This window comes from Paraflavitalea sp. (assembly GCF_059502485.1).
In genome coordinates this window covers 1,849,670-1,875,295 of record NZ_JCACET010000008.1, presented here as the reverse complement: position 1 = coordinate 1,875,295, position 25,626 = coordinate 1,849,670, and the positions used below count along the sequence as shown (strand labels likewise).

Genomic DNA, 25,626 nt, shown 5'->3' with positions numbered 1-25,626 from the left:
GGCCCCTCCTTTGTGTACATTTTATTCAAACAACCTAAACTTACTCTTTGTCGTGGACTATGATCTCTACACGTCGGTTTAGCCATGCGTTGGCCGCGGTGTTCTCGGCTACAGGGTATTCTTTACCATAGTAGCTTACGATCATCCTATCCGGCGGTACGCCTCTGCTGTTCATGTAGTCAAAGGCCATCTGAGCTCTGCGCATCGACAGGTAGTTGTTGTACTCTGTAGATCCCACATTATCGGTGTATCCCTTGATCTCCACTACTTTCTTCGGATCGCGTCTTAATTGTGCTATCACCTTGTCTACTGTAGCGAATGATCTTGACGTAAGTGCATAGTCTTTATAGTAGAAGTAGATGATAAACTTGAGTGCCGGCTTACCATTGATGGTATCTACCTGGTAGTCTATCAAGTCGAAGCCGTTCTTTCCTGTGCGGCCACCTGCAACGGAGTCTCCAAAGTCGGCCTGGCCATTCTCACGTCCCTGCCAATCGTTGGGATTACCGTTCGGGTTTCCGTTATTGGGCCAGCCATTCTGGTTACCGTTCGGGTTATTCGGGTTATTGCCGTTGGTTCCATTATTGTTGCCCATGCGGTTGGCCAGCAGGGAATCTACATTGACGTTGATCACAATGTTGTTCACTACTTGTCCATTTTTACCGGTGGTATCGGTCTTCTTCGCCAATTCTTCCTGTGCTTTCTTCGCAGAGTCGGCAGCAGCAGCGGCAGCGGCTTTGTCTTTCTCGGCTTTCTTTCTCTTCTTATTATTGATACCGAGGTAAAGGCCTAATGAATAGTTGAGTGAGTTGGCTGTTGTTTTGCTGATGGAGTATCCATAAGCGGCCTGTGCCATGATCATGATCTTCTTTGAATTGAACTTCAATCCAAGGCCCATTGGCGCACTGGTATAGGAAGAGTCATTGATCAGGTTGGTGACACCCGCAGAGATAAAGGGCTGCAGGCGGTATCGATGGCTCAACAGGTGATAATATAAAGTTGCATTGAGCAGGTTGAAGGTTTGTTTCTCCGTGGTGCTGACCAGTCTTTCTTTACTGGTAACGTGGCCATAGGCAAGCCCAATATCCACGCTGAATGACAAACGTCCTACGATGTTCTTATAAGCAGATACGGCAACGGCGCCATTGGCTTTATCCATAATGGACAGCTCATTGGCGTTGCTAATGTATCCGTATTTGTTTTTTTCCAGCATACCAAATTCCTGGGCGTGGAATTTGAGGAGTGGCGAAATGAACCATCTGTTGTCCCACTCGCGTTCGGGACGCTCTGGCTCCTGGCGCTCAGGCTCTTTTTTCACAGGTTCCTGGCGTGCGGGCTCTTTCTTCGCAGTTTCCTGGTTCACTGCGCTGTCTCCCCGCTGCGCCTCTTCCTGTGTTTTTGTCTGCGCCAGTAGGGCCTGGGCAGTCAGTACCAGGCATGCCGCCAAACAGATTAATACCTTTTTCATTGGTTATTGATTTTCTGAGGTTATAACATAGGGATATCGGTAAGATTTTTAAAAGTCGAGCCTTATTGCCATTTCCAGTCCATTTCGTCTTATTCCTGATGCGCTGATACCGGATACATTCACATCGTAGGCTATGCCCAGTATCAGTTTCATGTATCTCAACTCAACGTTCGGCACCAGGGCGTCTTCGTAGCGGTAGCCTAACCCCAACCCTACTGCCGAACCCGGCAATTGTTTGATAGGTGTGGACCAGGTACCGTTGTAGAAATGTTTATAGGCTTTGCCCTGCCAGTTCATGGAAGCGTAGAAGCCAATTTCATCATCATCGAGTCCGGTAGCGAATTTGTATCCGCCCTGTATTCCTATGGCCTGTCTTAGCTGAAACTCCTTGGTTTTATTTTGATCGGTATAAGGTTTATTGATGTGCATTACGGATGCACCGATGTACCACTTATTAAACGCAGAATTGTTGAAAACTGAGATACCAGCGTTCATATTAAAATATCCGTAAGACCATCCGGCCCTAAACCGGTCGCTACTGGCCATGCCATCTACCGGCCCGTACTTGTCGTACTGGTCGCCAAAGAATGAGCCCCCATTGATGTTAAGGCTGCTCTGGTAGTAAACGCCCTGGAAGCCAGCTGCTATGTAGGTCTCATTTTTACCGATGGGTACTGCATAGGAAAGTCCCAGCACACCCATGGTGTTGTTCAAAATACCCTGGTTCGATTTATCTGATGCCGCTCCGGCACTGGCGCTGAAATAGCCTACATTGTCCGCTTCTTTTTTGGACTTTGACAGTAATGGCATGTCTGCCATTACGCTGATGCTGTTGTAGGCGATGAGTCCGCCGTACTGTACGTTGCGGTAGTTCAGTTTTACGCTGTTTTGTTTGTCGGTTTTAAGGGACTGGTTGTACCAGATAGCCATATCCTGTACTCTGGAGAAGTTAATCTCCTGTGCCAGGGTAGCCCCTGCCAATAAAACTCCGATCAGTGATAACCAAATCGTTTTCATTTGGCAATAGTTTTAAGTTGTAGGTTACCTCACCAACGAGATCATGCCTCGCCGTGTAATTTTCTTTTTGTCTTTGTCGAGTCCTTCTGCGATCCACAGGTAGGTTTCCACCGGCTGTAATACGCCTTTGAATCTTCCATCCCATCCGACATTGGGGTCTTTGGTCGTGAATACCAGATTACCCCAGCGGTTGTAGATATTGAAGTAATGGAAGGTGGTGAGTCCTACTACAATGGGCTTCGCGACATCGTTCTGTCCATCGTTGTTGGGGGTAAATACCTTCGGTACATATATATCTATGGGTACAAAGCGCAGTTTAGCCGGGCTGCCATGGACGATTGGTTTATCGCCTACTTTAGCCGTTACGGTTACAGAACCAGCTGTCTTACTCGCCAGCAGGATGGTGGCATCGCCATTGACATCGGTAAGTACAGGTTGTACGGTCAATACGGTAGCATCGCCAGATTCTATTTTAAAGAATACTTCTTTCAGATGGAGCGGTGTGCCGGTAGCATCTACCACGTGTGCTTTCACACTGTTGGTTTCTACTCCATCGGCTATCGCATCATTGGCTACCACAATCAACCTGGTATCAGGATGGGTAATATCCGGATCGGTCGTGAAGGTGACTGTAGCCGGGCTACCATTCACAATCGGGCTTGTGTTCACCGTTGCTGTAATATCTACTGTACCGCCTACCGTGCTTGTGAGGGTGATGATGGCATCGCCATTGGCATCGGTAATGATCGGGTTAGTTTCTATGATGGTAGCTGTACCATTGGCGATCGTGAATTCAACGGTAGCACCAGGAACAGGGTTTCCGTAGGTATCTACGATGTGTGCTTTCACACTGTTGGTGGCTACGCCGTTGGCTGTTGCTCTGTCTACTACCACAATCAATGCTGTGGCTGTATGAGCAGGATCAGGGTTGCCGGCTGTGAAGCGTACTTTAGCCGGGCTGCCGTTTACAATGGCTACTCCATTGATGGTAGCTGTGATGCTCACTTCTCCTGCAACAGTGCTGTGGAGTGTGATGACCGCATCGCCATTGGAATTGGTGGCTACAGTAGTTCCTTCCACAATGGTGGCGGTACCTGCTGCTATGGTAAATTCTACGTTGACGTTTGGCACTATATGTCCGTTGGCATCTACTACGTGTGCCTGAACACTGGTAACTGCTGTTCCATCAGCCAGTGCCGTCGGTATTACTACAATGAGGGCTGTAGCAGGATGGCCTACTGCAGGATCTCCGGCCACAAAGCGCACTTTAGCAGGGCTTCCATTGGTGATGGTTGATCCATTTACATCGGCAACCACTTCTACTTCTCCTATTACCGTGCTCACCAGTGTGATGATGGCATCGCCATTGGCATCGGTAACGATCGGGTTGCTTTCTACGATGGTAGCTGTTCCGTTGGCTATGGCGAAATTTACTGACGCTCCTTTTACAGGGTTGCCATTCACATCTACGATGTGTGCTTTTACGCTGGTGGTCGCTGTTCCGTTGGCTGCTGCTTCAGGGACTACCACAATCAGGGCTGTTAATGCATGGCCAGTATTTGGCGCATCTGCCACAAACTCTACTGTAGCGGGGCTACCATTCACGATCGGCGTGCCATTTACTGTTGCTATAATATCTACCAATCCTGCCACCGTGCTCTTCAGAGAAATGATCACTTCTCCGTTTGCATCGGTCGTCAGTCCGGTGTTCGGTCCATCGAAGGTGGCTATGCCGGCGCCGGATATTGCAAAGTCGATAGTGGCTCCGGCAACAGGGTTGCCATTCGCATCTACTATGCGTGCTTTTACTTTGTTGAGGTCTGTGCCATTGGCGATTGCTCCGGTTACTTCCACACTAAGGGTAGTAGCAGGATTAGAGGTTGATGGTGCATCTGCCACAAAGGTTACGGTAGCAGGTATATCTCCATTCAATACCGGTGAACCGTTTACTGTAGCTGTGATACTTACTGTACCTACGGCGCTGCTCCTGATCGGCATGATCGCATCACCGTTGACATCTGTTAATAATGGTCCGGTGAGGTCGAATGTGGCACTGGCCATTGCCGTACCACCGGTCATGGTGAAGTTCACCGATGCTCCCTGTACCGGGTTACCATTGGCATCCACTACGTGTACTACTACTGTATTTTTCGCGGTGTTGTCGGCTACACGCATGTTGTCGCCTACTGTGATGGTTGTAGCAGGGTTGGAGGTTGAAGGTGCATCAGCTATAAATCTTACTTTGGCTGGAGCTCCATTCGTTATGGTTTGGCCATTTACTGTGGCGTTAACGTCATTCAATCCTGCCACGAGGCTGGTGAGCAACAGGGTAATCTTTCCATTTGCATCTGTCAATCCTGCCGGTACGCTGGCAAAGTCTGCAGCTCCAGCGAGGGTGAATACTACAAATGCATCCTGTACAGGGTTGCCGTTGGCATCCACTACCCAGGCTGTCACAATATTTTGATCTGTGCCATTGGCGATGGCATCATTTTGATCGATAACGAGTCTTGTACCGGGGTTGGTAACTGATGGTGCATCGACTGTGAAGGTTATAGTAACCGGGCTTCCGAATGTAATGGGTTGTCCATTTATCGTTGCTGTCACGGTTACAGTTCCTATTTTATTGCTCTTGATCGGCAGTACTGCTATACCGCCTGCAATGGTTGTTACTCTGCCATCGTTGCCCACATCATCAAAGGAAGCTCCGGACAGGGCTGTTCCTCCGCTAAGGGTGAATTGTACTTCTTTTCCTACGACGGGGTTACCATTTGCGTCTACTATGTATGCTATTACAGTGTTCTGTGCTACATTATTAGCTACTCTAAAATCATCGCCTTTCTCCAATCTGGTATTAGGATTGGTAGTGGACGGATCATCGGCTATAAATATTACTTCTACGGGATTACCGATCGTAATCTCAATTCCATTAACCTTAGCTTTGATCTGTACGGGACCAGCGACAGGGCTTTTGAGTGTAATGCTTGCACGACCGTCGGGACCGGTAGTTTTAATTGCCGGGCTTGTAAAGGTGGCTGTACCGCTTACGATGATAAATTCGATGGTCGCTCCTTCCACCGGATTGCCCCAGGCATCATATACCTGTGCTCTTACTCCGTTGAGGGCTGCGTTATTGGCTTTGGCATTATTAACTACTACTGCGAGGAATGTATTCGGATTGGTTACAGAGGGTACATCCGCCACAAACGTCACAGTTACAGGGCTACCGTTGGTAATCGGCTGGCCGTTTACTGTTGCGGTTACGATCACCGTACCTACTTTGCTGCTTTTGATTGGCAACACTGCAATACCACCAGCAACGGTATTGACTCTGCCATCGTTACCGAGATCATCAAAGGTAGCGCCGGACATGGCTGTTCCTCCTGTGATCGTAAATTGTACTTCTTTTCCTACAACTACATTACCATTGGCATCGACCAGGTAGGCTAAGACTGTATTTTGGGCTGTATTATTGGCTATTCTTAAGTCATCTCCTTTTTCCAACCTGGTGCCAGGATTGGTGGTGGAAGGATCATCGGCCACGAACCATACTTTCACCGGGTTACCGATGGTAATATCCACGCCGTTTACTTTGGCTCTTATTCTTACTGTATCGGCTACCGGGCTTCTGAGTGTAATGCTTGCTCTTCCATCGGGGCCGGTGGTTTTAGTTGCCGGGGTTGTAAAGGTGGCTATACCGCTTACGATAATGAATTCTATGCTAGCTCCTTCTACGGGGTTGCCCCAGGCATCATATACCTGTACACGTACACCGTCGACCGCCGAGTTATTTGCTTTAGCACCATTGATTACTACGGTGAGGAATGTGTTTGGGTTAGAGGTAGAGGGAACATCGGCCACGAACTTGACGGTAACGGGGCTATTGGTTGTGATTGCGTTACCATTTACGGTAGCTGTCACTATCACCGTTCCTATTTTGCTACTTCTGATGGGCATTGTTGCTTTACCGTCGGGGCCGGTAGTGATCTCGCCATCAGCATCAACGAATGAACCACCGGGAACTGCCGTACCTCCGGTGATGGTGAATTTTACAATGGCTCCTTCAACGGGGTTGCCATTGGCGTCTACTATTGTAGCAATGACTGTATTTTGGGCTGTATTATTTGCTATTGAATTGTCAACTCCTACATCCAACCTGGTCAATGGGTTGCTGGTGGATGGAACATCGGCTACAAATCGTACTATTCTTATATCGGGCAGGTAATTCCCCCGCACTTTGGCTCTCACTGTGACATTGCCTGCTACTAAACTTCGTAATACAAAATCGGCAGTACCTCCTGCGCTTGTGGCTATTGTAAAAATGCCTCCTGCAGGGGTAGCTGTACCGGAAACTATTTCAAATTCGACATTCTCGTTTACGAGAGGGTGTCCGTATGCATCTGTTATATAGGCGCGTACAATGTTGGCTGACGAATTGTTGGCCTTAGCATTGTTGGCTGTGATGGTTAATGTAGAGAGTGTTAAATCTGGCGGGCCGGGATCGAAGAAGGTTTCGGTGGGCAAATCTCCATGTATAAGTGGCTGGCCGCTCACTTTGACTACTACGGTGATCTTACCTACCTGATCGCTGGTAAAATAAACGAAAGCATCTCCACTGGCATTGGTGGTTGATACCGGGCTGGCACCTCCACCACTTGCGTTCTTCAGTGTGAAAGTAACTATGACATTATTAACCGGATTACCATCGGAGTCTACAATGTGTGCTTTAACGATATTCTGATCCATATCGTTGGCGACAGATCGTTGTTTTACTATTTCTACCCTTGTATTGGGGTGTGTAAGATCCGGTACACCTGGTGGCATATGTTTGCCGGGTGCAAACGCCAAAACGCCTGTGTGTAAGCCAAGCGTGCACACAAGCATACAGACCAACATCGTCAATAATTTCTTACAACGAGTTTCCCTTGATAAAAATGAAGGGTAGTTAATTGAAGATTCTGTAGCCATACGGTATAGAGTTTAGTCAATATCGAAATCTATTACTATGCTTTGCCGCCGAAGCTGCAGAGCCACGTGATCGTTACCGGTAGTACCGGTAAGTAACGATTAGGTTATTGATTACGGGATTAGGGGTGTTTTGGTCAGTTATTGTCCCGTAAGGAATGAGCCAGCCTTGCACAGCTTAGGGGTATGCCTGCTGCTATGCGTGCTTGCCTGAGGACAGTTAAATAACACCCGGTAAAAAGGAGGCTGTAATTGCCTGGATAGTGTAGGGGTTAGCGTCATGATATTGGTTTTAAAGTCAATTATTACGGTTTTTCGGATTGGTATTGGATTTTATAGGTTAATGCTTTGCGCATAAAAATATATCTCTTTCTGTACACTGGAAATACCTCACGATACATACATATTTCCCCTATATATAATCTAATAACTGGTATTGGGACGATAAATTGTATCGTTTTGGGAATTTATTTATAAGTCGCGTGTATCTACGTATGAGTCAAGCAAAAACAAGGTTGAATTGTTGAGATATATCAACAGGAGCTCTATGGCTTAACGGTTTTTGGGTAGGTTATAAATTAAAATGAATTGTTAGTTGAAAGCAAGGCAACGAGGCATAAAAGCATTGAGGCAACAAGTAGTTCCTGACTTGCTATGAAGCACACAGGGCAAATAATTAGCATACTTACATAATGGCCAAGAGGGGCTGTAAAAAGCCTTGTTTTATGACGGAATTGTTAACAAAACTGAAAAAAGGGGCTTATTTCTGATTATTTTTTACGTTAAATCAAGGTTGGACATCATGGTGATTTTTTCCTGAAACCCGCGCCTGTAGGGGTTTTCATTTCTGCCGTTTCACGTTTAGCATCCTGAAACGAGCCTTTTTATGGTTTTGGGACTGGTTTATCCCGTACTATGTTTGCATCATGAAATAAAGAAAACACCTTCCCTGGTGTTGCGAAAAGGGAGATACACTCTCCAACTTCATTTCTTCTACATTGCCCCTGCCTACCTCGATTGTCCATCCATACGAAGCTTTCAACATTGTTTAAAAACTTTAAATTATACGTTATGAAAACGATTATGAGGAATTACGGTATCATGGCAATCGCCTTAGTTGCTTTCACTTTAGCCTTTTCTACTACTACTTTGGCTAACAACGAAAAAGAAAAAGTTGCTTCTGCTATAGAATTGAAATTCATCGGTCACTACGAGAACCAACCGGTTTTCCAACTGAACCTGAACAACAAGGAAGAAGATGAATTCACCATCACTTTCCGTGATGACTATGGCAATGTTCTGTACGCTGGTAAAGTAAAGGGCAGCAACATCTCCAAGAAGTTCATGTTGAACACTGAAGAGATCGGTGAGAACATCCTGAGTGTAGAGGTTAAATCAAAGAAGAAGAATCAATCTGAAGTTTATCAGATCAACAGGAACCGCAGCTATGTTGAAGAGACTGTTGTGAGCAAGGTTAAGTAATTGGTTGATAAGTTTAAAAGTTAACAAGTTTATAAGGCGTAACATCTGAGATGTTACGCTTTTTTTATTGCGTTTACTTCGTAAGCTCTCTTTTTTACCCATGCGGGATAGTGCAAGCCTCTCGCTTGCTTCCGTTCTTTTGCCTTGATGCAAAAGAACCAAAAAATCAAGCCAGGCCCGATCGCTCCGCGCGGCCTGGCGGGCTCACGCCTCCCCAGATGTTACTTCGATTACTTTTCTTTTTTGGCAACCTTAGGTTGGGATGAGTAACTGTTGGGAGCTTTGATTATTTGCTTCTGGTAGTCTAAACTAAAACAGGTGACACCTTTGGAAAGGTGTCACCTGTTTTAGTTATGTGGAAGTGAGAAGTTTTAAACGTCGGCTTCTTGTTTCTTTTTGCCGAAGAGCCAGGTGTACAGGATCGGCAGAACAAATATGCTGATGGTCAATATGGATACGCCCCAATCGGCAGCATGGCTTCCGAGGAACTTGCTGAAGGCTGTTTCCGGTTGGAAATGTTCATACAAGGAAAGCATCAGCTTGATACCGAGGATGGCAATTACTATAAATGCCGCCGCTTCGAGGAAGGTGTATTTCTCCATCAACTTCACAAAGCCTTGTGCCACGAACCGCATCGCCAGGATACCAATGAATACTCCTATCCAAATCAGGATGATGTTATCGGAGAAGGCTACTGCCGCAAATACGTTGTCGATCGAGAATGCCAGGTCCATGATCTCCACGAGGGCCACGGTAGCCCAGAAGTTGCCTAACGCTCCTACTGTCATTTTGTATAGCCAGTTGCTGCCTTTATCTAATGTGTCATCTTCTTTCTCTGGTGTTTGTTTTCCTTTCCACCAATCCCATACAAGGTATAGCAGGTAGAGACCTCCCAATGGTTTCAGCCACCATATTTTGATGATGTAGGCGGCCAGCAACAGACAGATACCACGAAACACATACGCCCCAATAATTCCATACTTCAAGGCCCTGCTCCGTTGCTCTTTTGGCAGGTCCATCACCATCGTGGCCAGCACAGCGGCATTGTCCACTGACAGCAAGCTCTCGATAACAATAAGGTTCCCAACCACCGCCAACGCTGCGAGGGGGTTGTTTAGGATATCCTGGATCATTTCATTCATGATGTATTCTTGTTTTAATTATTTACCATTTGTACTATGAGTAATCGCCCGCCGTCTTCTTTGGACAGCAATATTTTTTGCGCGTCTTTTATTTCCAGCATTTGTCCTACCGGCACTTCCTGTTCTGTGTCCATGTCCTTCAAATCGGGTATGGCCTGGTTTACCAGCACCCATTTACCGTTGTGGAATACAAAGTATCCTACCGGCTTTTTCTGATCGGCTGTCAACCGCTCATTGGGTGATATGTTCTTATTGAGATGCCACTGGTAAATATACTGATTGCTATAAACCATTAGTCTATGATTCTCAAAGCTAAACATCCCTTTGGGATTTTTAGAATATAGATTCAATACTGGCAGCTGTCCACGGTATGGTGTGCCGCAGAAAGGGCATTTGGGCGCCGTGGTATTGTCGAATACGTACCACTTCATTTCGCAAGTCTTGTTCTGGCAAGGTTGCATCAGGTCGACCGTTTTAACGAGGGCATTCTCCCATTCATCGGCCGTGGGGCGCATGGACGGGTTGTGCAAGCCATCGATAAATGCTCTGTCGAATAGCTGTTTAAGGTATGGGCCTGTGATGGTGTAGGGCAACTTATCTGTATCAGCCCAAGGCAGGTAACTCGGTTTTACCTGACTCAGTTTCTGTCTGTTGGTCTTATCTGTAGGGTGTTCGATGAACAGGGCTTTGGTGCCCATCGAGAGTTCTTCATCTTTCTGCGCATCCACATCATGGACTTTGCCGCCGCGCAACGGGTGGCGGCGTAATAAGTACATGTAGATCATGACTGCCAGTGCGTGTCTATCGGTTTGGATGCTGGGAAACTTCCTGCTTTTGTCCTCCTTTGGGAGGTGGCGCGTGGCCAGTACTTCCGGGGCAATGAAGTCGGGTGTTCCCAATACATCGGGCGGGAACTTGCCGGGGACTACCAGACCGTCGATATCAATGATGGCTGCACGGCCGCTTACCGGATCTATCAATACGTTCTTGTAGGAAAGATCGGAATGGGCCAGGCCCGCAGCATGCATACGTTTTACACCACGACTGATGGTGATGCAGACGAGAAAGTATTTGTACCAATCGCCTTTTTCTGAAGGGTCGAGGTTCTTATTCTGGTGAAAGGCGCTCGCAAACCATTTGCCTTCTTTTTCTTTTCCTTTGATCTGGAGAAAGTCGTTGTTTCGTGAGCCTGTCTGGAAAAAGAAATGTTTTTGGTAGGTGGGTGCCACAATGCCGAGGCGTCCGTTCCATTCTACTACTTTGGTGGGCCAGCAATACAGGTCTTTCCAATAATCGCCGCCGGCCTGTTTGAAGATACGGTCATAAAAAGTGCCGGTTATGGTGAGTAACCGATCTTTGGCTAACGCATCCTGCTTATCGCGGAAGAAGGCTACCACATAGGTTTTATCAGGACTGAAATAAACGTCTTTCATGCCTCCCTGGCCGATCATGTCGTTTACAAACTCTATGTCTGTGCCGTCTACAGCTTTTATTTTAATGGTATTTGCCATATCTAAAAGAGTATTGCTATTGTTCGATCATCGTATTCTCCTTTGACCCAGAAGTCGAGCCATTGCAATAACTGGTGGTGGGCTTCTTTATTGTCTTTTGTCAAGGTGACTTCTTTGCCTATTTCCTGGAAGAGTTCGTCCCACTTCTCTGCTTTGAAAAGGTTGGCATCGGTATGGAACCAGGCATCGGTGATGCCATCTGTCATCAGTACTAATGCATCGAAATCGTCTACCAACTCAAAGCGTATGCGTTTATAAAAGGACGTTGGTTCGAATATCTCCCGCATCGTCAGGAAGCGTGTTTGTCCGGAGTATTCGCCGCTATCGGTTTCGCCGAGTATTTTGGGGGCTTCTCCTTTTTTATAAATGCCCACTCCCCCATCGCCTACCCAAAAAGCTCCGATGAACCATTTATCGCCGTATTGGCGGCACACGGAGACCAGCAAGGTAGTAGCGTAGTCTTTCACTACATTTTGTTTATCCCCGGCTTCTTTCTCAATGTTTTTATAGGCCTGAAAAACCGCCTTTCCTACCGTGTTGTATAAAGTATCCCCGATGGCTTTACGGGTAATGTCATCGGGGTTGGCCTGGAACTGCGTTATCTGCGCTTCCAGGTCATTCAGATCGCCACTGGTAGCAGCGAGTGATAAATGTTCTATTACGGTATTGGTGGCAATGCGTGATCCTTCGCGGGAGAATTTGGCGGAACCTGCTCCATCTGCGACGGTTATCACGTACCAGCCGGTATCTGACCGATAGGCTGCTTCGAAATCATCGTCTCTAAACTTGGCTTCTTTGGCATGTGAGCGGCCGCGCTTGCTGGCAGCAACAATGGTTTTAGCGCCACTGTCATCCAATTTCTCTTCTGTATGGGGCTTATAATAGGGTGCATCGGCTGGAGGCTCGTGCTCTGTCCACAAACTGCGGGGATCGAAGTTCACAAAGAGGTGAATGGTTTTTGTGATCAGCTGCTCTGTATCGCCTTCCGAAGGTTTATAGCATAGTGTAATGTCTGCATCGCCAGGCTTTGTAGGAACACCCTGCACTGCGCCAGTGGCAGGATCATAGCTGAGGCCAATGGCTTCCAGTCCTTCGAAGTAATGTTCGCCTATGTTGGACAAGGCAAACTTCCCCCATTCAACTATGTATGTGTAGGCTTCTTTTTCTTTGGCGTTGGGAAATACAATTCTATCCACAGAATATTTTGGGTTGTTTGTGCTGTTGTTATCCTCTTGAGCGGTTGATGTCCTGGTGTCCTGATGCGAATCCGAATTTGGCTTGTGTATTGCACCAGGGGCAGGTACTTACTTCCTCATCGCCGGTACACATGATACCTCCACACGCGCAAGTGCTAAAGCCATATTGGTTGCCGCAACAGGGGCAGTGTGGGAATCCCACCAGTTCGCCAGAGCTAATCTTTTGATTGGTAGGCCGGCTATCGCTCAACTGGAAGTAGCTATCATCTACCGGGAAACTGCCCTGTAGCTTGAAGAACTGTGTTTCCAGGGAAAGGCCTTCTATTTTCGAGGGAGCAATGTTGCGTTTGTATTTGATAAGGTAGGGCTTCTTAGTGGCCTGGCATTTGGACAGGAATACTGCAAAGTTGTTGTCGATGACCTGGGGTGTGGAATCGGCTGTTGGCTCTACTTTAGTGAGTACTGCATCATCCAACTTGGCCAGTTGTGGATTATCGAGGTTGTTCTCGGCAATGCTCATGCTGGTCGTCTTGATGGAGGCTGTTACCCATTTAAAGAATGCTTTGTATGACTCCGGCGCCAGGTTCTTCACCAATAATACATCGTTGGTGAGCCTGCCCAGCAGCGCGGTATCTGTATTATCGCCCAATGAAATGGCTACGATAGAGGCTTTCTTTTTGTATTGGTTGATCCATTTGGTAACAGCTGCTTCTGGGTTATCGGTGGGCGCTCCGTCGGTAAAGAGGAAGATGATCGGCTTCCAGTCGCCTTTGGTATCTGCCGTGCTTTTTACCACATTGGTATCGATGTCCTGCATGAGGAATTCAAGTGCTTCACCGAATGAGGTGCCTCCACCGATGGGCATGCGTGGCGGGTAGAATGATGTAAGCTCAGTGAGGGGCACAATGCGTTTGGTCTTTCCGGCAAACACTATGATGGATATCCAGGCTGTTTCCAGCGCGTAGGGATCGGAACGGAGATCCTTGATGATGGAGGCGAGTCCTTCTTCTACGTAGGGCATCTGATCGCCCACCATGGATTCTGATACATCGATTAAAAAGTATACCGGTAGTCTGCGCATAATGGTGTTTTTTTATAGGTTTAGTTTAGAACCGGCGAATGCCCAACAGTATCAACAGCACAATGAGTAATACAATTTGTGACATGTCTACTGAAAGGCCACTACCCACTTGTGCCGGCTTGAAGACGCCTCTCAGAAAGTTCAGTATCGGGTTAAAGATCTTGCTAAAGAAATCGAATGTGCTCTTGTATCGCTGATCCAGCCTGTCTTTGTAGGGCAGGAGCTTTGAATACAGAAAGAGTCCTACGATGAGCACATTGACGAATATCCATATGATGGTATAGATCATAGTTTGTTAGTCAGGGGATATTTAAATAACCATATTTACTTGTGGTGGCGGAGGTGGTAGTACCACATCGCCGCCGGCGCCCATACTTCTGTTGCCTGTGCTCACGGAGGCTGATACCCATTTAAAGAATGACTTGATGGTAGAGCTGTCTGCCGTATCGAGGTGCACCACGATATGGGTGAGCTCCTTCAACAACTGATCATCTACTTTGGGTCCTGCGGCGCAAGCCACTATTTCTCCAAAATGCCGGCTTTTTACTTCTGGTATCATCTCCCGGTATTTCTGCAGGTCGCTGGGCTTGCCATCTGTCATGATGAACAGCAAGGGCATCCAGTCGCCTTTCTGATCAGGCGTGCTTTTCAGCACTTCCTTGTCCACCAGTTCGCACAGCAGCTCCAGCGCCTGGCCGAGATGTGTAGGCCCTGAATCAGGGGTTACAATCTCTGGCAGAATGAGGCTTTCCAGGTCTTTGAGGGGAAGGATGTTGTGGACTTCCCTATCAAAGGTGATGATGGAAAGGTGTACTGACTCCAATGCAAAGGGGTCTTGCCGCAGAAAGCCAACGAGCGACTCAAGGCCGTTCTTTACAGCTTCTATGGGTTCTCCTTTCATGGAGCCGGATGTATCTAGTAATAAATAAACTGGCAGTCTCCTCATGTTTGATGCTATTTGTGACTTGGACCACTCTTGGACACCCTTCGACAGGCTCAGGGTGACAGCGTAATATTGCTCAGGATGAACAGTCCTTTGACGAATTGAAGGCTTCGACAAGCTCAGCCTGACAAATGAGTGCTTAGTTATATTTACCCAAAAATTGTTCGAGGCCGCCGCTGTGGCCAATGCCTACTGCTTCGAACTTCCAGTTCTCGTCTTTCTTGTATATGCGGCCAAATTCTACGGCTGTTTCGATAGAGAAATCTTCCCCTAACTCATATTTCATGATCTCTTCATTGGTGTCCGAGTTAAATACACGGATGAAGGAGTTGCGTACCTGGCCGAAGTTCTGTTTGCGGGCCTGTGCATCGTGGATGGTAACTACTACACAGATCTCTTTTGCACCGGGGTTGATATTTGACAGGTCAATTTGTATTGTTTCGTCATCACCATCGCCGGCACCCGTAGTGTTATCGCCAGAGTGTGTTACTGAACCATCGGGAGACTTGAGGTTGTTGTAAAAAACAAAATACTCGTCGGCCAGCAGCTTCCTGTTCTCTCCAAGGATGAATATGGAAGCGTCGAGGTCGAAGCCGGAGCCTGTCTGAGCATCGTTGGTATCCCAGCCGAGGCCTATGGTAAATTTGGGGAGGTCAAGGTTTGCGCGTTGTCCTTTTTGTAGGTTGATAGCCATATTTCAGGTTTTTGTTGTGTGATGGATAATAGGTGAAAGAAGTTCTTTTTGTATTCTTCCATTTCATGGTAGCCATTGCTGATCGCAAGATCTGCGAGTTGTTCTCTGAATGGGATGTTTTGCTGCTTAATGAATGTGTCAAAAGCTGCAGCATCTGCATTCAGGATATATTTTACGATGCGGGTATTGACTTTAAAGTTGCCGCAATCGATGATATTGCCGAGTTGATGTATTGACTTTACGTAGCTGTAATTGAGATCGTTCTCAATCCGGGGATGTATATGCATCCCGTTGAGCTGGGCAAAATACAGGTACCAGGCGGCTTCATCCTGGAGTGAAAACTGTTGTAGCAGGTTGCGGATAACGAGTTCATGGCTGCCCGTGATCTTTATATCGTCTATAAAGATGAGCAGTTTTCCTTTGAGGAATTCGTTGTCGAGGTGGTACTTATCGTTGAGGATAAGGTTCAACCTGCTATCGGCATCCAACTCGCCATAATCCAGGCTATAGGTTTTATAGCGGTGTATTTTGGCGTCTTGTGCAACGGGCAAACGGTTGGCCGCCAGGAAACGGTTGATGTGTTTCTTGAAGGCTGCTGCCATGGCATAGGAAGCGGTAGGGATGGCAAAGTAAGGACTGGGCAGTATGACTGCCTGCTTACCGCTCATGAGTGCTTCGGCATGCTGAAACAGGAATCCTTTGGCCAGTGCCTGGCCGTATGACTCTGCAATATGGCCATCTCCGAACTTGAAGCGGCTATATTCTGCAGGGTTGAAGGTGTAATTATCCTCCTCCGAGATTTTATGCAATGAATACACTGAGCTCATCCTCTATATTTTTTAAGGTCATGCTTTGTTCATTGATCAGGAAAGCATTGATCCCAAAACTTTTTGCTCCTCCTACATCGGTAAGTATATTATCGCCTATGTGTACTATGTTCTGTTTGGATAAACTGCCTGCATATATGTCCTGTGCCTGCCTGTACATCTGTTCAAATATGGCGGATGACGGCTTGGATGCGTAGACTTCGTCGGAATATACCTGGAAGTCCATATACTGTGCAATGCCGTTGTATTCCATGAGCCTGCGCAACAGCCGGCCTTTGATGTATCCTGTGTTGCTGAGGATGTTGAGGGTATACCCCCTACTCTTCAGTGTTTTCAGCAACGTGAGTATTTCATCGTTCAGCAACCGTGGCGGATACCGGAAAAACAACTGCTCGGTGTGCCGGTAAAACTCCTCCAGTGTTTCGGGCCGGAGGGTGCTCATGTCGGCGCCAAGCTTATGGAGCACCAGCATGTACATCTCAAACGAGTCGACATTCTTGCCCACTGTTTCATTGATGCGGTTGCACAGCAGGTCTACTTCTCTGAATGTTTTCTCTACTTCAGCTGCATCTGCCTGTACCTGAAAAAATGAACAGAATTGTTTCGCTTTCTCTTTCTTGAAATCTTTACCGGACCTGATCAATGTAAGCCACAGATCAAAGGAAATATGCTTTGTTTCCTGTATCATTCTACACTACTACGTTTACTTCGGGTGGTGGTGGTGGCAGTTCATTGAGTCCTGTCACTTCCTGTCCGCCGCTTTCTACTTTTTGGCTGCCTGTGCTGATGGACGCAGACACCCATTTGAAAAATGATTTGATGGTGGATGAATCGGCTGTGTCCAGCTGTACCACGGTGTCGGTAACCTGCTTGAGGACGTTGGTATTGGCGCCCTGGCCTGCGGCGCAGGCGATCACCATTCCAAACTTGCGTTTGCGGTATTCGTCGAGGCCACGTTGCCAATCGTCGGTAGGTTCTCCATCGGTCATAATAAATACCAATGGCTTCCAGTCTCCTTTTTGTTCGGAGGTAGTGCGGGCTACTTCCGTGTCTACTTTCTGTGCCAATAGGTTCAGGGCTTCTCCTAAAGAGGTAGTGCCCGCTGCCTGAAGATCCGGCATCTGGAACGTTGACAATTCAGTTAATGGTACAAGTTGTTGTGCCGCGGTACTGAAGGTGATCACGCTTAGCCAAGCTGTTTCCAGGGCATAAGGGTCCTGGCGCAGGGATGAAATAAGCACCTGAACGCCATTCTTCAGGGATTCGATCGGCTCTCCTGTCATTGAACCGGATGTGTCAAGTACCAGATACACGGGTAATCTTCTCATATTGAAATGTGTTGTTTGTTATACGTTCACGTATTGTTTGAGTATCTCCACGAAAGAGTCGGCCTGGTGGGGTGTTCCGAGGGCACGGAATTTCCAGCTGCCGTCTTTGCGGTATACTTCGGCAAATACCATGGAGCACATGCCGTTGAAGCTGGCATCGCCTGAAAGGTTGAAGCGGGCAATTTCTTTTCCGCGTGTGTCGATAGCGCGAATAAAAGCGTTTTCTACCAGACCAAAGTGTTGGTTCTTTTGGCGACCCTGGTAAATGGATACCACGAAGACGATCTTATCGAAACGGGCATCGAGTGAATTGAGCTTGAATACGAGTTGCTCATCATCGCCATCTCCTGCGCCCGTTCTGTTATCACCTGTAGACCAGGCATTGCCAGAGGGGTGTTTAGGGCTGTTGTAGAAGATCACGTCTCCTCCAATCAGTTTATCGCCCAGATTGGCCACTTTGCCGTTGGCATCGAGTAAGAATGCTACTGCATCGAGGTCAAAATCTTCCTGTTTGCCACCGAGCAGTTTTCCGAGGAAACCGCTTTTTTGCTGGCGGATGTCCCATCCTAATCCTATCGTCACTGATCCAAGATCAAATTCGGCACCGCCATCGTTCTTTCTAAGGTCAATTGTTTGTCCTTTTACAAGGTTGATTGCCATAAATAAGGTCTTTTTAAATTGTTTATTTATAAGGGTTGAATCGCTACTAAACGTATAACGTCGATATTTATGCGGCTTCGATAAGCTCAGCCTGACATTATTTAATGATCTGTCCTTTATAGTATTTACCCAGGAAATAGCCCAGGTCTTCTTTATATCCAATGCCTGAGGCTTCGAATTTCCATTTTCCGTCTCTCTTGTAGAGGCGGCCAAATTCTACGCCAGTTTCTATGGAGAAATCTTCTCCCAGTTCATACTTGGCAATCTCACTGCCGTTGGCATTGTCGACCAACCGGATGTAAGAATCTCTTACCTGCCCGAAGTTTTGCCTGCGGGCGGCTGCATCGTGTATGGTTACAACAAACAGGATCTCCGCAACGGCTGCATCTATTTTGGTAAGGTCTACCACGAGGCTTTCGTCATCGCCTCCGGCAGAATTACCGCCCGTGGGATCATCGCCGGTGTGGTGTACCGCAGCATCGGGAGAATCTGTATTTCCGTAGAATACAAAGTATCCTTCCGAGGGAATGAGCCTGGAGCCATCGAGCATGAATGCGGAAGCGTCAAGGTCAAAGGCAGAGCCGGTTCCTTCATTTGGGTTCCAGCCAAGTCCTACACTAATGTTGGAAAGGCCTATGTCTATCTTCTGGCCTTTCTGTAAGTTGATTGCCATTGGGTAAAATATTAGTTAAGGTGTCAGGGAAATTGTTACGGTTTTATCAAGGAAAATATGGGCACTGTATTCTCACCACGTTTTCGTGTACAAATTATGTCATTCTGTTTTCAGGAAATTAAACCGGTAATCGATAGCAGGAATGAGCTATTACGCATGGCATTGGTCAGCAAAGCACGTACTGGCATAATTTTAAAGGGTTTGTTAGTGGATCAACGGTAGACAAAATAGAAAAAAATTGTTACTCCCAAGCATTAATATATGAAGAATTCGTGCAGATATCAAAGTTATTTAATGTATACCACGAAGTGGTAATGAGCAAAGGAAGCGAGGCAGTAAGGCATAAAGGCAACGAGATAGGAAAAGAGACAAAGATTTTGAGCTGAAGGTGGAACGTTGAAACAAACTGAAGTTGAAAAAATATGCTTTTGAACGCTTATGGGTATCAAAAAAGGATCGGGACATCAAAAAATGGGAAAATAAAGAGCCTATCGTATGGCCATGATTTTCAGGGCATCAGCTTTTACAGCCATCTTATTACCTAAAATAAATATATAACATAAAAAAGGCTTGGGCATCATTCCCGCTTTTCTTCTAAAGCCACGCCAGTCAAGGGCTTTAACATTTTTATGACTGGTTTAGCATCCTGAAATGGAGCTTTTGTTGTGTTGTTGAGGGGTATTTCGCGCTGTAAGTTTGCATCATCAAAGAACGAATAACGACAGAAAGATAGATTGCCACGCTGTATGATTCAACAACGTTAAATAATAATAAACATAAGAATCATGAACAACAAATTGAGGAATTTCGGAATGATGATGATGGCAGTAATCGCTTTTACTTTTGCCTTTTCCACAACCACTTTAGCCAACGGCGAAAAGAATCCTAAGAGCTCTTCTATAGAACTGAAATTTATCGGCCACTACGAGAACCAACCTGTTTTCCAACTGAGCCTGAACAATACTGAAGAAGATGAATTCTCTATCACTTTCCGTGACGACTACGGTAATGTGCTGTACTCTGGTAAAGTGAAGGGTAGCAACATCTCTAAGAAATTTATGCTGAATATCGAAGAAATCGGAGACAACGTGCTGAGTGTTGAAGTGAAGGGTAAGAAGAGTGATAAATCTGAGGTTTATCAAATCAACAGAAACCGCAGCTACGTGGAAGAGACTGTAGTGAACAAGGTTAAATAATTTCAGCTATAGTTTTCGTTTATGTGTTTGAGTACACCGGTCTGCACCCGGTGTATTTTTTTGCCCCTACTTAACGCCTGACAGCTACCAAGGGCTGCTGTTTGTAGACTACATTAGGCACTTCTTTCATGGTGTAATTGTCGGCCCATGTTTTAAACTGGTTTTCGAGCTGGGGATAGGCCATTAACAGGGTGGCCTTGGAGGAATTGATGTTTACCCTGATGAGACCATGGTCCCGGTATGTCTTTTCTCCTTCTTTTGATTGCAGGTTGGCAACCCATTGCGGGGTTATATCTTCCATCGAGCGGGCGACTGTATTTGACTTCAGGCCTGTTATGGATGCCGGATCATAGGCGTATTGTGCTTTATAGGCATCGGTTTCGTCGTGTAAATCCTGCAGGTATGATTTCTCCAGGAGGGCATCGAATATAATCTCTCCTGTTTCGTATTGGCCTCCGTGGGTTATTTCGTGTATGAAATTGGCCGTGGAGCCTACAGTCAATACGACGCATTTTCTTTTGGTATCCCAGGAAGTAGATCCTTCTGGCTTATCGGAGGTTTTCAGGATGTATTGTTCATCGCTTTTTTCCAATGAATTGATCAGTTCGATCACATTGTCGAGCCACGTGACACGGGCTTTGAGGTTGTTGATCTCCTGTTGCGCTTTTTCCTTATTGCGGCAAGATCTGTTTTCCTTTTCGGTGATGGCTTGCTGCAAGCTGTCGCGCTTATCAATGATCAATTCCTTATGTCTTGACCATTCGTCGTAACATAAGGAATTGATGCCTTTAAGTGCAGGTGGTGCCATCATTGCGGCATCGGGTTTATCGATTGTACTTTCTGTAAACAGGGGATAATTGGCCACTGAGGCGAAGCCGATAAGGTTTATCAGCAAAAAGGATAATTGCCTGGACATTTGATCAAGGTTTAATGGACTGCAATAAATATCTGGCCGTGTATTACACACGGAATGGTTCTTAACGCTGAATGGAGCTGCTTAACTGGTGTGTTTTCAATCGTACAGAAACTTGCTACTTAGGGTTGCCTGGGGGGTTGTAAGCTCTAAAGGGTTAGTTCAACTAATGGGTTAGCGGGCTACTATGGTATAAAAGCAATGCAACGTTAGTAAGTTTCTGAGCTACTATCAAAATTTTTGCATTAAAAGTAGTGTTAATTTGATCTTAATTAAGCGGCCCCGAAAGGACTAAGTGTAAACATAGGGGTAATGCTAACGCTCAAGTATAAAGTTGTAAAAAACGCAGGGAGATCGTACGAACAAAAATAAAAACAGGACAGCGCTTGCTGTCCTGTTCTGTATAATGGGCGGATATAACCGCAGTATACCGTATGCTTATCCGATGATGCCGGCGGCACGTTTCTGTACAAAATCCCAGTTGATGGCATTCCACCAAGCTGTTATATAATCAGGGCGCTTATTTTGGTATTTGAGGTAGTAGGCATGTTCCCATACGTCGAGACCCAGCACGGGGAATCCTTTTACTTCGGCAATGTCCATGAGGGGATTGTCCTGGTTGGGTGTGGAAACGATTGCCAGTTTTTTATCGTTGCCCACGATCAACCAAGCCCAACCGCTTCCAAAACGGTTTTTAGCGGCATCCGCAAACTGGGTTTTAAATGCGTCGAAAGAGTTGAAATCCTTTTCGATAGCTGCCAATAGCTTACCTGCAGGTTTAGCCCCCTCTACCGGTGCTTTGAGTGTTTGCCAGAACAACTCGTGGTTGTAGTGACCACCTGCATTGTTGCGCATTTTGGGTGAATATTTCGAAATGCCCGACAGGAGTGTTTCCAGTGAGGTGCTGTTCTTATCTACCTTTTCGGCTGTTATTGCGTCGGCCAGGTTTTTGGCGTAAGTAGCGGCATGTTTTGTATAGTGGATCTCCATGGTAGCCGCGTCGATAGCGGGTTCCAGGGCATTGTAGGCATAGGGCAGTGGTTGTTGCTCGTAGGGGGTAGCAGCGCCTGTTTTTACTGTGGGTGCCTGGTTGCATCCAGTGGCCAGGGTATCAAGGACAGGTAAGGCGAGTGCGGCTGCCAAACCAGCTTTGCCGGTGTTTTTAAGGAATTCCCGGCGATTGGTATTGTGTGACATAGTATTAGATGGGTTTTTATGTATGAAGGAACAATATTACAATGATTGTGGATTGGGACAGACAATAAATGTAAGGGTCTAATGCAATTTTAATACCTGATTATCAAAGGTCTGACATAATCCTGACAAATGGCGCCTGTTAACATCTGTTTAATGGAAGCGGTATTGGCCGGTTGGGGCTGGCCCCTTCCCCATGCCCGGACCAAGTATAGGCCGGACCATAGGCAGGTATGGGCTAAAGTCTCTATAAGGTCTCTATAAACTCTCTGTAATGTCTCTAAAAGGTCTCTGTAAGGGGGTGGGGTTTAAAAAATGGCATAACAATTAACGGTTATACATTAGTGTTTTATTTTCTTCTCTGAAGGCTGGTAGTTTGCAAACTTGTGGGACACACTAAAACTGGTGTTGTTGAAGGCTGATTGTCTTATGAACGTTTATGGCCATGTTATCTGACCGTCTGCCAAATTCTTATTGACAAATGTTATGAATTTGACTTTTTAGCGTTATTTTGTGTACCAATCGTGCCTCCCACATATCCACCTTATCGATGAATCTTTCCCGTTTACCTGATATCCTTTTTGCAGTCATATACTAAAGTCGTTTGTACAAAGCTTGATAACAACCGAAACGTATTAGGTTTTATTGAGACTTGATGTTTATATAGTTATACTTATATTTGGAGCGTTCAAAAAATAGATCATCTGCAGTAGTATGGCACATGAGCCTGGTTATAGCTTTGATTCCGTCCACGCGCTAACGCCCGTTAGCGGGGGAACGAATTTGCCGGTGTTAGATACACCGTTCAAATCTTCGTTGCCACGCTTCCAACATCTGTTGCGGATTGTTTCCAAAGATGGTGAATCTATAGAGCAGCCAGCGGTCGTTGATGACCATCTTTTATTCCAGGAAGTTTTTGATGAGCATTATCGCGCGCTCCTCTACTACGCTAAATGTTTTGTATCGGATGTCGATACTGCGCGAGATGTAGTGCAGGAGGTATTCAGTAATTTCTGGTTGAAGCGAGAAAGCATACGTGAGAAGAAAGCTATTAAATCTTTTCTTTACGTATCTACCCGGAACAAATGCATCGACTTCTTAAGGCATGCAAAACTGAAGCACGAAAATGAACAGCGGCTTAGCTACTTTCTCGATACAGAAAAGAAGACTGAGCACTTAAGTGACCTGGAAGTTGAGGTAACTGCTGCTTCTACTCTTACACTTATTCATAAAGCCATCGAGGAGCTGCCTGATAAATATAAGGATGTTGTCCGGCTCAGTTTTTATGAAAACTTAAGTCTTGAAGAGATCGCATCCCGGCTTCAACTTCCATACAAAACCGTCTACACACAAAAGAACCGTGCCATTGAACGACTCAAAGAAACGTTCGTTAGGCATAGCCTTCTGCTTCTTTTCATTATTGTTTATCAAGTGCTTAAATAGCGCTTCAACACTCTGATTTACGTCTCCTTTCTTTTTATTTGTTACCTGAATATTATCTTCTCAAAATTTTCTTATTAAGTTTTGAAGAAAACAAGACATCTCTGCGTCTTATAGCAAATTCAGCAATGTGGCATCAGTGAATAACAGGCCAGATGTATTGTTAGCGAAATACCTGACGAAAACTTTAACGGAGGAAGAAAAGAAACTTTTTGATGACTGGGTGAATAGTGATCCCGGTCATAAGGCTTTGGTTGAAGCGCTCGAACGTAACAATATGCTGGGGCAGCAACTGGAGGACATTGCATCCGTAACAGATGACTCTATTGAGGAAGACAAAAGGCGTCTTTCATTGAGGCTCCTGGGTGAAGTGGCTGCCACGCCCGCGGTTGTTCGTCCTGCACGTACCCGTCGTATTTGGTGGCAAGTGGCTGCAGCTGCGAGTATCGTTGCTCTTTCGTTTGTGGTTTATAAGCAGTTTGACCGACCTGCTGCACAACCTACCAATATTGCATCTACCCAGGCCCCAATGCCTGAACCCGGCACAGATAAAGCCGTGTTGTTACTGGCCGATGGAAGAAAAATAACGCTGGACTCTGTATCCAATACTTCGCTTACCCTGGGACAAAGTGTGGCGTCAGTAGATCCTGCGAAGGGCGTGCTCACCTACCAAGGGGGTAAAAGTAATTCTGAACTTACTGTTGATCAACATACGCTGCAAACACCTACCGGCGGCCAATACAAAGTACAATTAAGTGATGGTACTATTGTGTGGCTGAATGCAGCATCGTCTATCACCTACCCTACTCTTTTCACCGGCAATACGCGTGAGATAAGTATTACCGGAGAGGTTTACTTAGAGGTATCTAAAAACAAGCACAAACCTTTTTTAGTGCATGTAGGCAAAGATCAAACCATAGAAGTTCTTGGGACCAGGTTTGCCATCAATGCTTACCCTGATGAGCCGATGATCAAAACTACTCTGGTAGAAGGGAGTGTAAAAGTAACCGAGGGACATGGCAACTCATCAGTAAAGTTGAAGCCTGGTCAACAATCACAGCTTAGCCATGAAAATATCAATGTTATAAATGATGTTGATTTGGAAGAGGCAACTGCCTTTGTTAATGGTCACTTCTACTTCAACAACGCCGATGTGCCTACCGTGATGCGGCAATTGGCTAAGTGGTATGGATTAAAAGTTTCTTATAAAGGTGCTATTAAAACCAGTGGGTTTCGAGGAAAAATTCAGCGCAGTTTCAGTTTAGATGAAGCATTGACAATTCTGAAGCGTTACGGCGTTGACTTTGAAGTGAAGGGGAATGAAGTTGTTGTTCAGCAATCAAAATAGTTTTTTTCTATTAATCATATTTGTTTTAAAGAGAAAAACGATCCCGTTTAAAAACAGCAGGTGTCTACCTGGTGTTTTTTTCAGCAATCCCTAACCAAACATATAGAATACCAGCCCTTGAAAAACCGGCCCTAACCGTGGCTATACAAAATTCAGCCTATCATCCATTTCACCTTATCCTCCGACTGGCAGCATAAATATCTGTAACCAGATTTTAAGATACCCGTTAGTGCTTACCTGTCAAAACGCATTATTTTATTTCGGGTGACTGCAGTAGTGCAGTAAACGCAATGATGAAATAATGTACACTAAGAAAGACATCTTTCCTTAGTGAAGAACTATAAGGGCCTGCATTTTCGCCTTTGCCAGGAACCTTATAGTTTCTTTTGGATACAAGAGCTTTTTGCCTAAAAGTAAAAGCTTAAAAATATAATGAGTTTGTCTCATTTCTTGCGATTGCTCAATTGTCATCTTCCATTAAACCGCAACTTTTTATCCTACAAAAAAGGATCCGGTAGAGCAATGAAATAACCATATAGGTGCCTTCG

Annotated in this window: 22 protein-coding genes; 4 read left to right on the top strand and 18 right to left on the bottom strand. The window is 45.9% G+C overall.

The window, feature by feature from the left end; all coding sequences use genetic code 11:
* Nucleotides 1-40: 40 nt before the first annotated feature.
* The 4 genes from AC5JBY_RS10325 to AC5JBY_RS10310 form a co-directional block, all read right to left on the bottom strand.
* Entirely contained in the window at nucleotides 41-1,468 is a 1,428-nt protein-coding gene (locus AC5JBY_RS10325; protein WP_495904499.1) for an OmpA family protein, read from the bottom strand.
* A 48-nt stretch (nucleotides 1,469-1,516) separates the two neighbouring features.
* Nucleotides 1,517-2,485: a type IX secretion system membrane protein PorP/SprF gene (locus AC5JBY_RS10320; RefSeq protein WP_495904498.1), complete on the bottom strand. Its 969-nt coding sequence runs from the start codon at nucleotides 2,483-2,485 to the stop codon at nucleotides 1,517-1,519.
* A gap of 24 nt (nucleotides 2,486-2,509) precedes the next feature.
* Nucleotides 2,510-7,309 (bottom strand): Ig-like domain-containing protein, encoded by a 4,800-nt coding sequence (locus AC5JBY_RS10315; protein ID WP_495904497.1) that lies wholly within the window; start codon nucleotides 7,307-7,309, stop codon nucleotides 2,510-2,512.
* A 1,054-nt stretch (nucleotides 7,310-8,363) separates the two neighbouring features.
* Nucleotides 8,364-8,495 (bottom strand): hypothetical protein, encoded by a 132-nt coding sequence (locus AC5JBY_RS10310; RefSeq protein ID WP_495904496.1) that lies wholly within the window; start codon nucleotides 8,493-8,495, stop codon nucleotides 8,364-8,366.
* A gap of 26 nt (nucleotides 8,496-8,521) precedes the next feature.
* Here AC5JBY_RS10310 and AC5JBY_RS10305 point away from each other — a divergent pair, with 26 nt between their 5' ends.
* Nucleotides 8,522-8,932, top strand: coding sequence for a hypothetical protein (locus tag AC5JBY_RS10305; protein WP_495904495.1), 411 nt, complete (start codon nucleotides 8,522-8,524; stop codon nucleotides 8,930-8,932).
* A 371-nt stretch (nucleotides 8,933-9,303) separates the two neighbouring features.
* Here the strand turns inward: AC5JBY_RS10305 and AC5JBY_RS10300 are convergent, their stop codons facing one another.
* The 12 genes from AC5JBY_RS10300 to AC5JBY_RS10245 form a co-directional block, all read right to left on the bottom strand.
* Nucleotides 9,304-10,074: a DUF475 domain-containing protein gene (locus tag AC5JBY_RS10300; protein ID WP_495904494.1), complete on the bottom strand. Its 771-nt coding sequence runs from the start codon at nucleotides 10,072-10,074 to the stop codon at nucleotides 9,304-9,306.
* Nucleotides 10,075-10,088: 14 nt separating this feature from the next.
* Nucleotides 10,089-11,585: a helix-hairpin-helix domain-containing protein gene (locus AC5JBY_RS10295; RefSeq protein ID WP_495904493.1), complete on the bottom strand. Its 1,497-nt coding sequence runs from the start codon at nucleotides 11,583-11,585 to the stop codon at nucleotides 10,089-10,091.
* A 2-nt stretch (nucleotides 11,586-11,587) separates the two neighbouring features.
* Nucleotides 11,588-12,781 carry a PP2C family serine/threonine-protein phosphatase gene (locus AC5JBY_RS10290; RefSeq protein ID WP_495904492.1) on the bottom strand — a complete coding sequence of 398 codons (1,194 nt, stop codon included), beginning with the start codon at nucleotides 12,779-12,781 and terminating at the stop codon, nucleotides 11,588-11,590.
* A gap of 28 nt (nucleotides 12,782-12,809) precedes the next feature.
* Complete coding sequence (locus tag AC5JBY_RS10285; RefSeq protein WP_495904491.1) at nucleotides 12,810-13,862, bottom strand: TerY-C metal binding domain-containing protein; 1,053 nt, start codon at nucleotides 13,860-13,862, stop codon at nucleotides 12,810-12,812.
* 25 nt (nucleotides 13,863-13,887) lie between these two features.
* Nucleotides 13,888-14,151: a hypothetical protein gene (locus tag AC5JBY_RS10280; protein WP_495904490.1), complete on the bottom strand. Its 264-nt coding sequence runs from the start codon at nucleotides 14,149-14,151 to the stop codon at nucleotides 13,888-13,890.
* A 21-nt stretch (nucleotides 14,152-14,172) separates the two neighbouring features.
* Nucleotides 14,173-14,808 carry a vWA domain-containing protein gene (locus AC5JBY_RS10275; protein ID WP_495904489.1) on the bottom strand — a complete coding sequence of 212 codons (636 nt, stop codon included), beginning with the start codon at nucleotides 14,806-14,808 and terminating at the stop codon, nucleotides 14,173-14,175.
* Nucleotides 14,809-14,944: 136 nt separating this feature from the next.
* Entirely contained in the window at nucleotides 14,945-15,499 is a 555-nt protein-coding gene (locus AC5JBY_RS10270) for a TerD family protein (RefSeq protein WP_495904488.1), read from the bottom strand.
* The gene (locus AC5JBY_RS10265) at nucleotides 15,439-16,326 is read right to left on the bottom strand and encodes a phosphoribosyltransferase family protein (protein ID WP_495904487.1); all 888 of its coding nucleotides are present in this window, start codon (nucleotides 16,324-16,326) and stop codon (nucleotides 15,439-15,441) included. The genes AC5JBY_RS10270 and AC5JBY_RS10265 overlap by 61 nt, the downstream gene beginning before the upstream one ends.
* Nucleotides 16,301-17,014, bottom strand: a complete 714-nt coding sequence (locus tag AC5JBY_RS10260) for an HAD family hydrolase (protein WP_495904486.1) — start codon at nucleotides 17,012-17,014, stop codon at nucleotides 16,301-16,303. Before AC5JBY_RS10260 ends, AC5JBY_RS10265 begins: the two co-directional genes overlap by 26 nt.
* A 1-nt stretch (nucleotide 17,015) precedes the next feature.
* The gene (locus AC5JBY_RS10255; RefSeq protein ID WP_495904485.1) at nucleotides 17,016-17,654 is read right to left on the bottom strand and encodes a vWA domain-containing protein; all 639 of its coding nucleotides are present in this window, start codon (nucleotides 17,652-17,654) and stop codon (nucleotides 17,016-17,018) included.
* Between the two features lie 18 nt (nucleotides 17,655-17,672).
* Complete coding sequence (locus AC5JBY_RS10250) at nucleotides 17,673-18,314, bottom strand: TerD family protein (RefSeq protein ID WP_495904484.1); 642 nt, start codon at nucleotides 18,312-18,314, stop codon at nucleotides 17,673-17,675.
* Between the two features lie 97 nt (nucleotides 18,315-18,411).
* Nucleotides 18,412-18,987, bottom strand: coding sequence for a TerD family protein (locus tag AC5JBY_RS10245; protein ID WP_495904483.1), 576 nt, complete (start codon nucleotides 18,985-18,987; stop codon nucleotides 18,412-18,414).
* Nucleotides 18,988-19,772: 785 nt separating this feature from the next.
* On the opposite strand from AC5JBY_RS10245, the gene AC5JBY_RS10240 reads away from it, so the two are divergent.
* Nucleotides 19,773-20,183 carry a hypothetical protein gene (locus AC5JBY_RS10240; protein ID WP_495904482.1) on the top strand — a complete coding sequence of 137 codons (411 nt, stop codon included), beginning with the start codon at nucleotides 19,773-19,775 and terminating at the stop codon, nucleotides 20,181-20,183.
* 70 nt (nucleotides 20,184-20,253) lie between these two features.
* Here the strand turns inward: AC5JBY_RS10240 and AC5JBY_RS10235 are convergent, their stop codons facing one another.
* Together AC5JBY_RS10235 and AC5JBY_RS10230 are read right to left on the bottom strand one after the other, a co-directional pair.
* Nucleotides 20,254-21,099, bottom strand: coding sequence for a hypothetical protein (locus AC5JBY_RS10235; RefSeq protein ID WP_495904481.1), 846 nt, complete (start codon nucleotides 21,097-21,099; stop codon nucleotides 20,254-20,256).
* Nucleotides 21,100-21,534: 435 nt separating this feature from the next.
* Entirely contained in the window at nucleotides 21,535-22,293 is a 759-nt protein-coding gene (locus AC5JBY_RS10230; protein ID WP_495904480.1) for a superoxide dismutase, read from the bottom strand.
* Nucleotides 22,294-23,004: 711 nt separating this feature from the next.
* On the opposite strand from AC5JBY_RS10230, the gene AC5JBY_RS10225 reads away from it, so the two are divergent.
* Both AC5JBY_RS10225 and AC5JBY_RS10220 read left to right on the top strand, forming a co-directional pair.
* Nucleotides 23,005-23,733, top strand: coding sequence for an RNA polymerase sigma factor (locus AC5JBY_RS10225; protein ID WP_495904479.1), 729 nt, complete (start codon nucleotides 23,005-23,007; stop codon nucleotides 23,731-23,733).
* Nucleotides 23,734-23,860: 127 nt separating this feature from the next.
* Entirely contained in the window at nucleotides 23,861-25,078 is a 1,218-nt protein-coding gene (locus AC5JBY_RS10220; protein WP_495904478.1) for a FecR domain-containing protein, read from the top strand.
* The last annotated feature ends 548 nt before the right edge of the window (nucleotides 25,079-25,626 follow it).

What these genes read in the sequence shown, in the direction of transcription:
- AC5JBY_RS10325 (WP_495904499.1), bottom strand. Translation starts at nt 1,468, where the DNA reads ATGAAAAAGGTATTAATCTGTTTGGCGGCATGCCTGGTACTGACTGCC.
- AC5JBY_RS10320 (WP_495904498.1), bottom strand. Translation starts at nt 2,485, where the DNA reads ATGAAAACGATTTGGTTATCACTGATCGGAGTTTTATTGGCAGGGGCT.
- AC5JBY_RS10315 (WP_495904497.1), bottom strand. Translation starts at nt 7,309, where the DNA reads ATGCCACCAGGTGTACCGGATCTTACACACCCCAATACAAGGGTAGAA.
- AC5JBY_RS10310 (WP_495904496.1), bottom strand. Translation starts at nt 8,495, where the DNA reads ATGTTGAAAGCTTCGTATGGATGGACAATCGAGGTAGGCAGGGGCAAT.
- AC5JBY_RS10305 (WP_495904495.1), top strand. Translation starts at nt 8,522, where the DNA reads ATGAAAACGATTATGAGGAATTACGGTATCATGGCAATCGCCTTAGTT.
- AC5JBY_RS10300 (WP_495904494.1), bottom strand. Translation starts at nt 10,074, where the DNA reads ATGAATGAAATGATCCAGGATATCCTAAACAACCCCCTCGCAGCGTTG.
- AC5JBY_RS10295 (WP_495904493.1), bottom strand. Translation starts at nt 11,585, where the DNA reads ATGGCAAATACCATTAAAATAAAAGCTGTAGACGGCACAGACATAGAG.
- AC5JBY_RS10285 (WP_495904491.1), bottom strand. Translation starts at nt 13,862, where the DNA reads ATGCGCAGACTACCGGTATACTTTTTAATCGATGTATCAGAATCCATG.
- AC5JBY_RS10280 (WP_495904490.1), bottom strand. Translation starts at nt 14,151, where the DNA reads ATGATCTATACCATCATATGGATATTCGTCAATGTGCTCATCGTAGGA.
- AC5JBY_RS10275 (WP_495904489.1), bottom strand. Translation starts at nt 14,808, where the DNA reads ATGAGGAGACTGCCAGTTTATTTATTACTAGATACATCCGGCTCCATG.
- AC5JBY_RS10270 (WP_495904488.1), bottom strand. Translation starts at nt 15,499, where the DNA reads ATGGCTATCAACCTACAAAAAGGACAACGCGCAAACCTTGACCTCCCC.
- AC5JBY_RS10265 (WP_495904487.1), bottom strand. Translation starts at nt 16,326, where the DNA reads ATGAGCTCAGTGTATTCATTGCATAAAATCTCGGAGGAGGATAATTAC.
- AC5JBY_RS10260 (WP_495904486.1), bottom strand. Translation starts at nt 17,014, where the DNA reads ATGATACAGGAAACAAAGCATATTTCCTTTGATCTGTGGCTTACATTG.
- AC5JBY_RS10255 (WP_495904485.1), bottom strand. Translation starts at nt 17,654, where the DNA reads ATGAGAAGATTACCCGTGTATCTGGTACTTGACACATCCGGTTCAATG.
- AC5JBY_RS10250 (WP_495904484.1), bottom strand. Translation starts at nt 18,314, where the DNA reads ATGGCAATCAACCTTGTAAAAGGACAAACAATTGACCTTAGAAAGAAC.
- AC5JBY_RS10245 (WP_495904483.1), bottom strand. Translation starts at nt 18,987, where the DNA reads ATGGCAATCAACTTACAGAAAGGCCAGAAGATAGACATAGGCCTTTCC.
- AC5JBY_RS10240 (WP_495904482.1), top strand. Translation starts at nt 19,773, where the DNA reads ATGAACAACAAATTGAGGAATTTCGGAATGATGATGATGGCAGTAATC.
- AC5JBY_RS10235 (WP_495904481.1), bottom strand. Translation starts at nt 21,099, where the DNA reads ATGTCCAGGCAATTATCCTTTTTGCTGATAAACCTTATCGGCTTCGCC.
- AC5JBY_RS10230 (WP_495904480.1), bottom strand. Translation starts at nt 22,293, where the DNA reads ATGTCACACAATACCAATCGCCGGGAATTCCTTAAAAACACCGGCAAA.
- AC5JBY_RS10225 (WP_495904479.1), top strand. Translation starts at nt 23,005, where the DNA reads ATGGCACATGAGCCTGGTTATAGCTTTGATTCCGTCCACGCGCTAACG.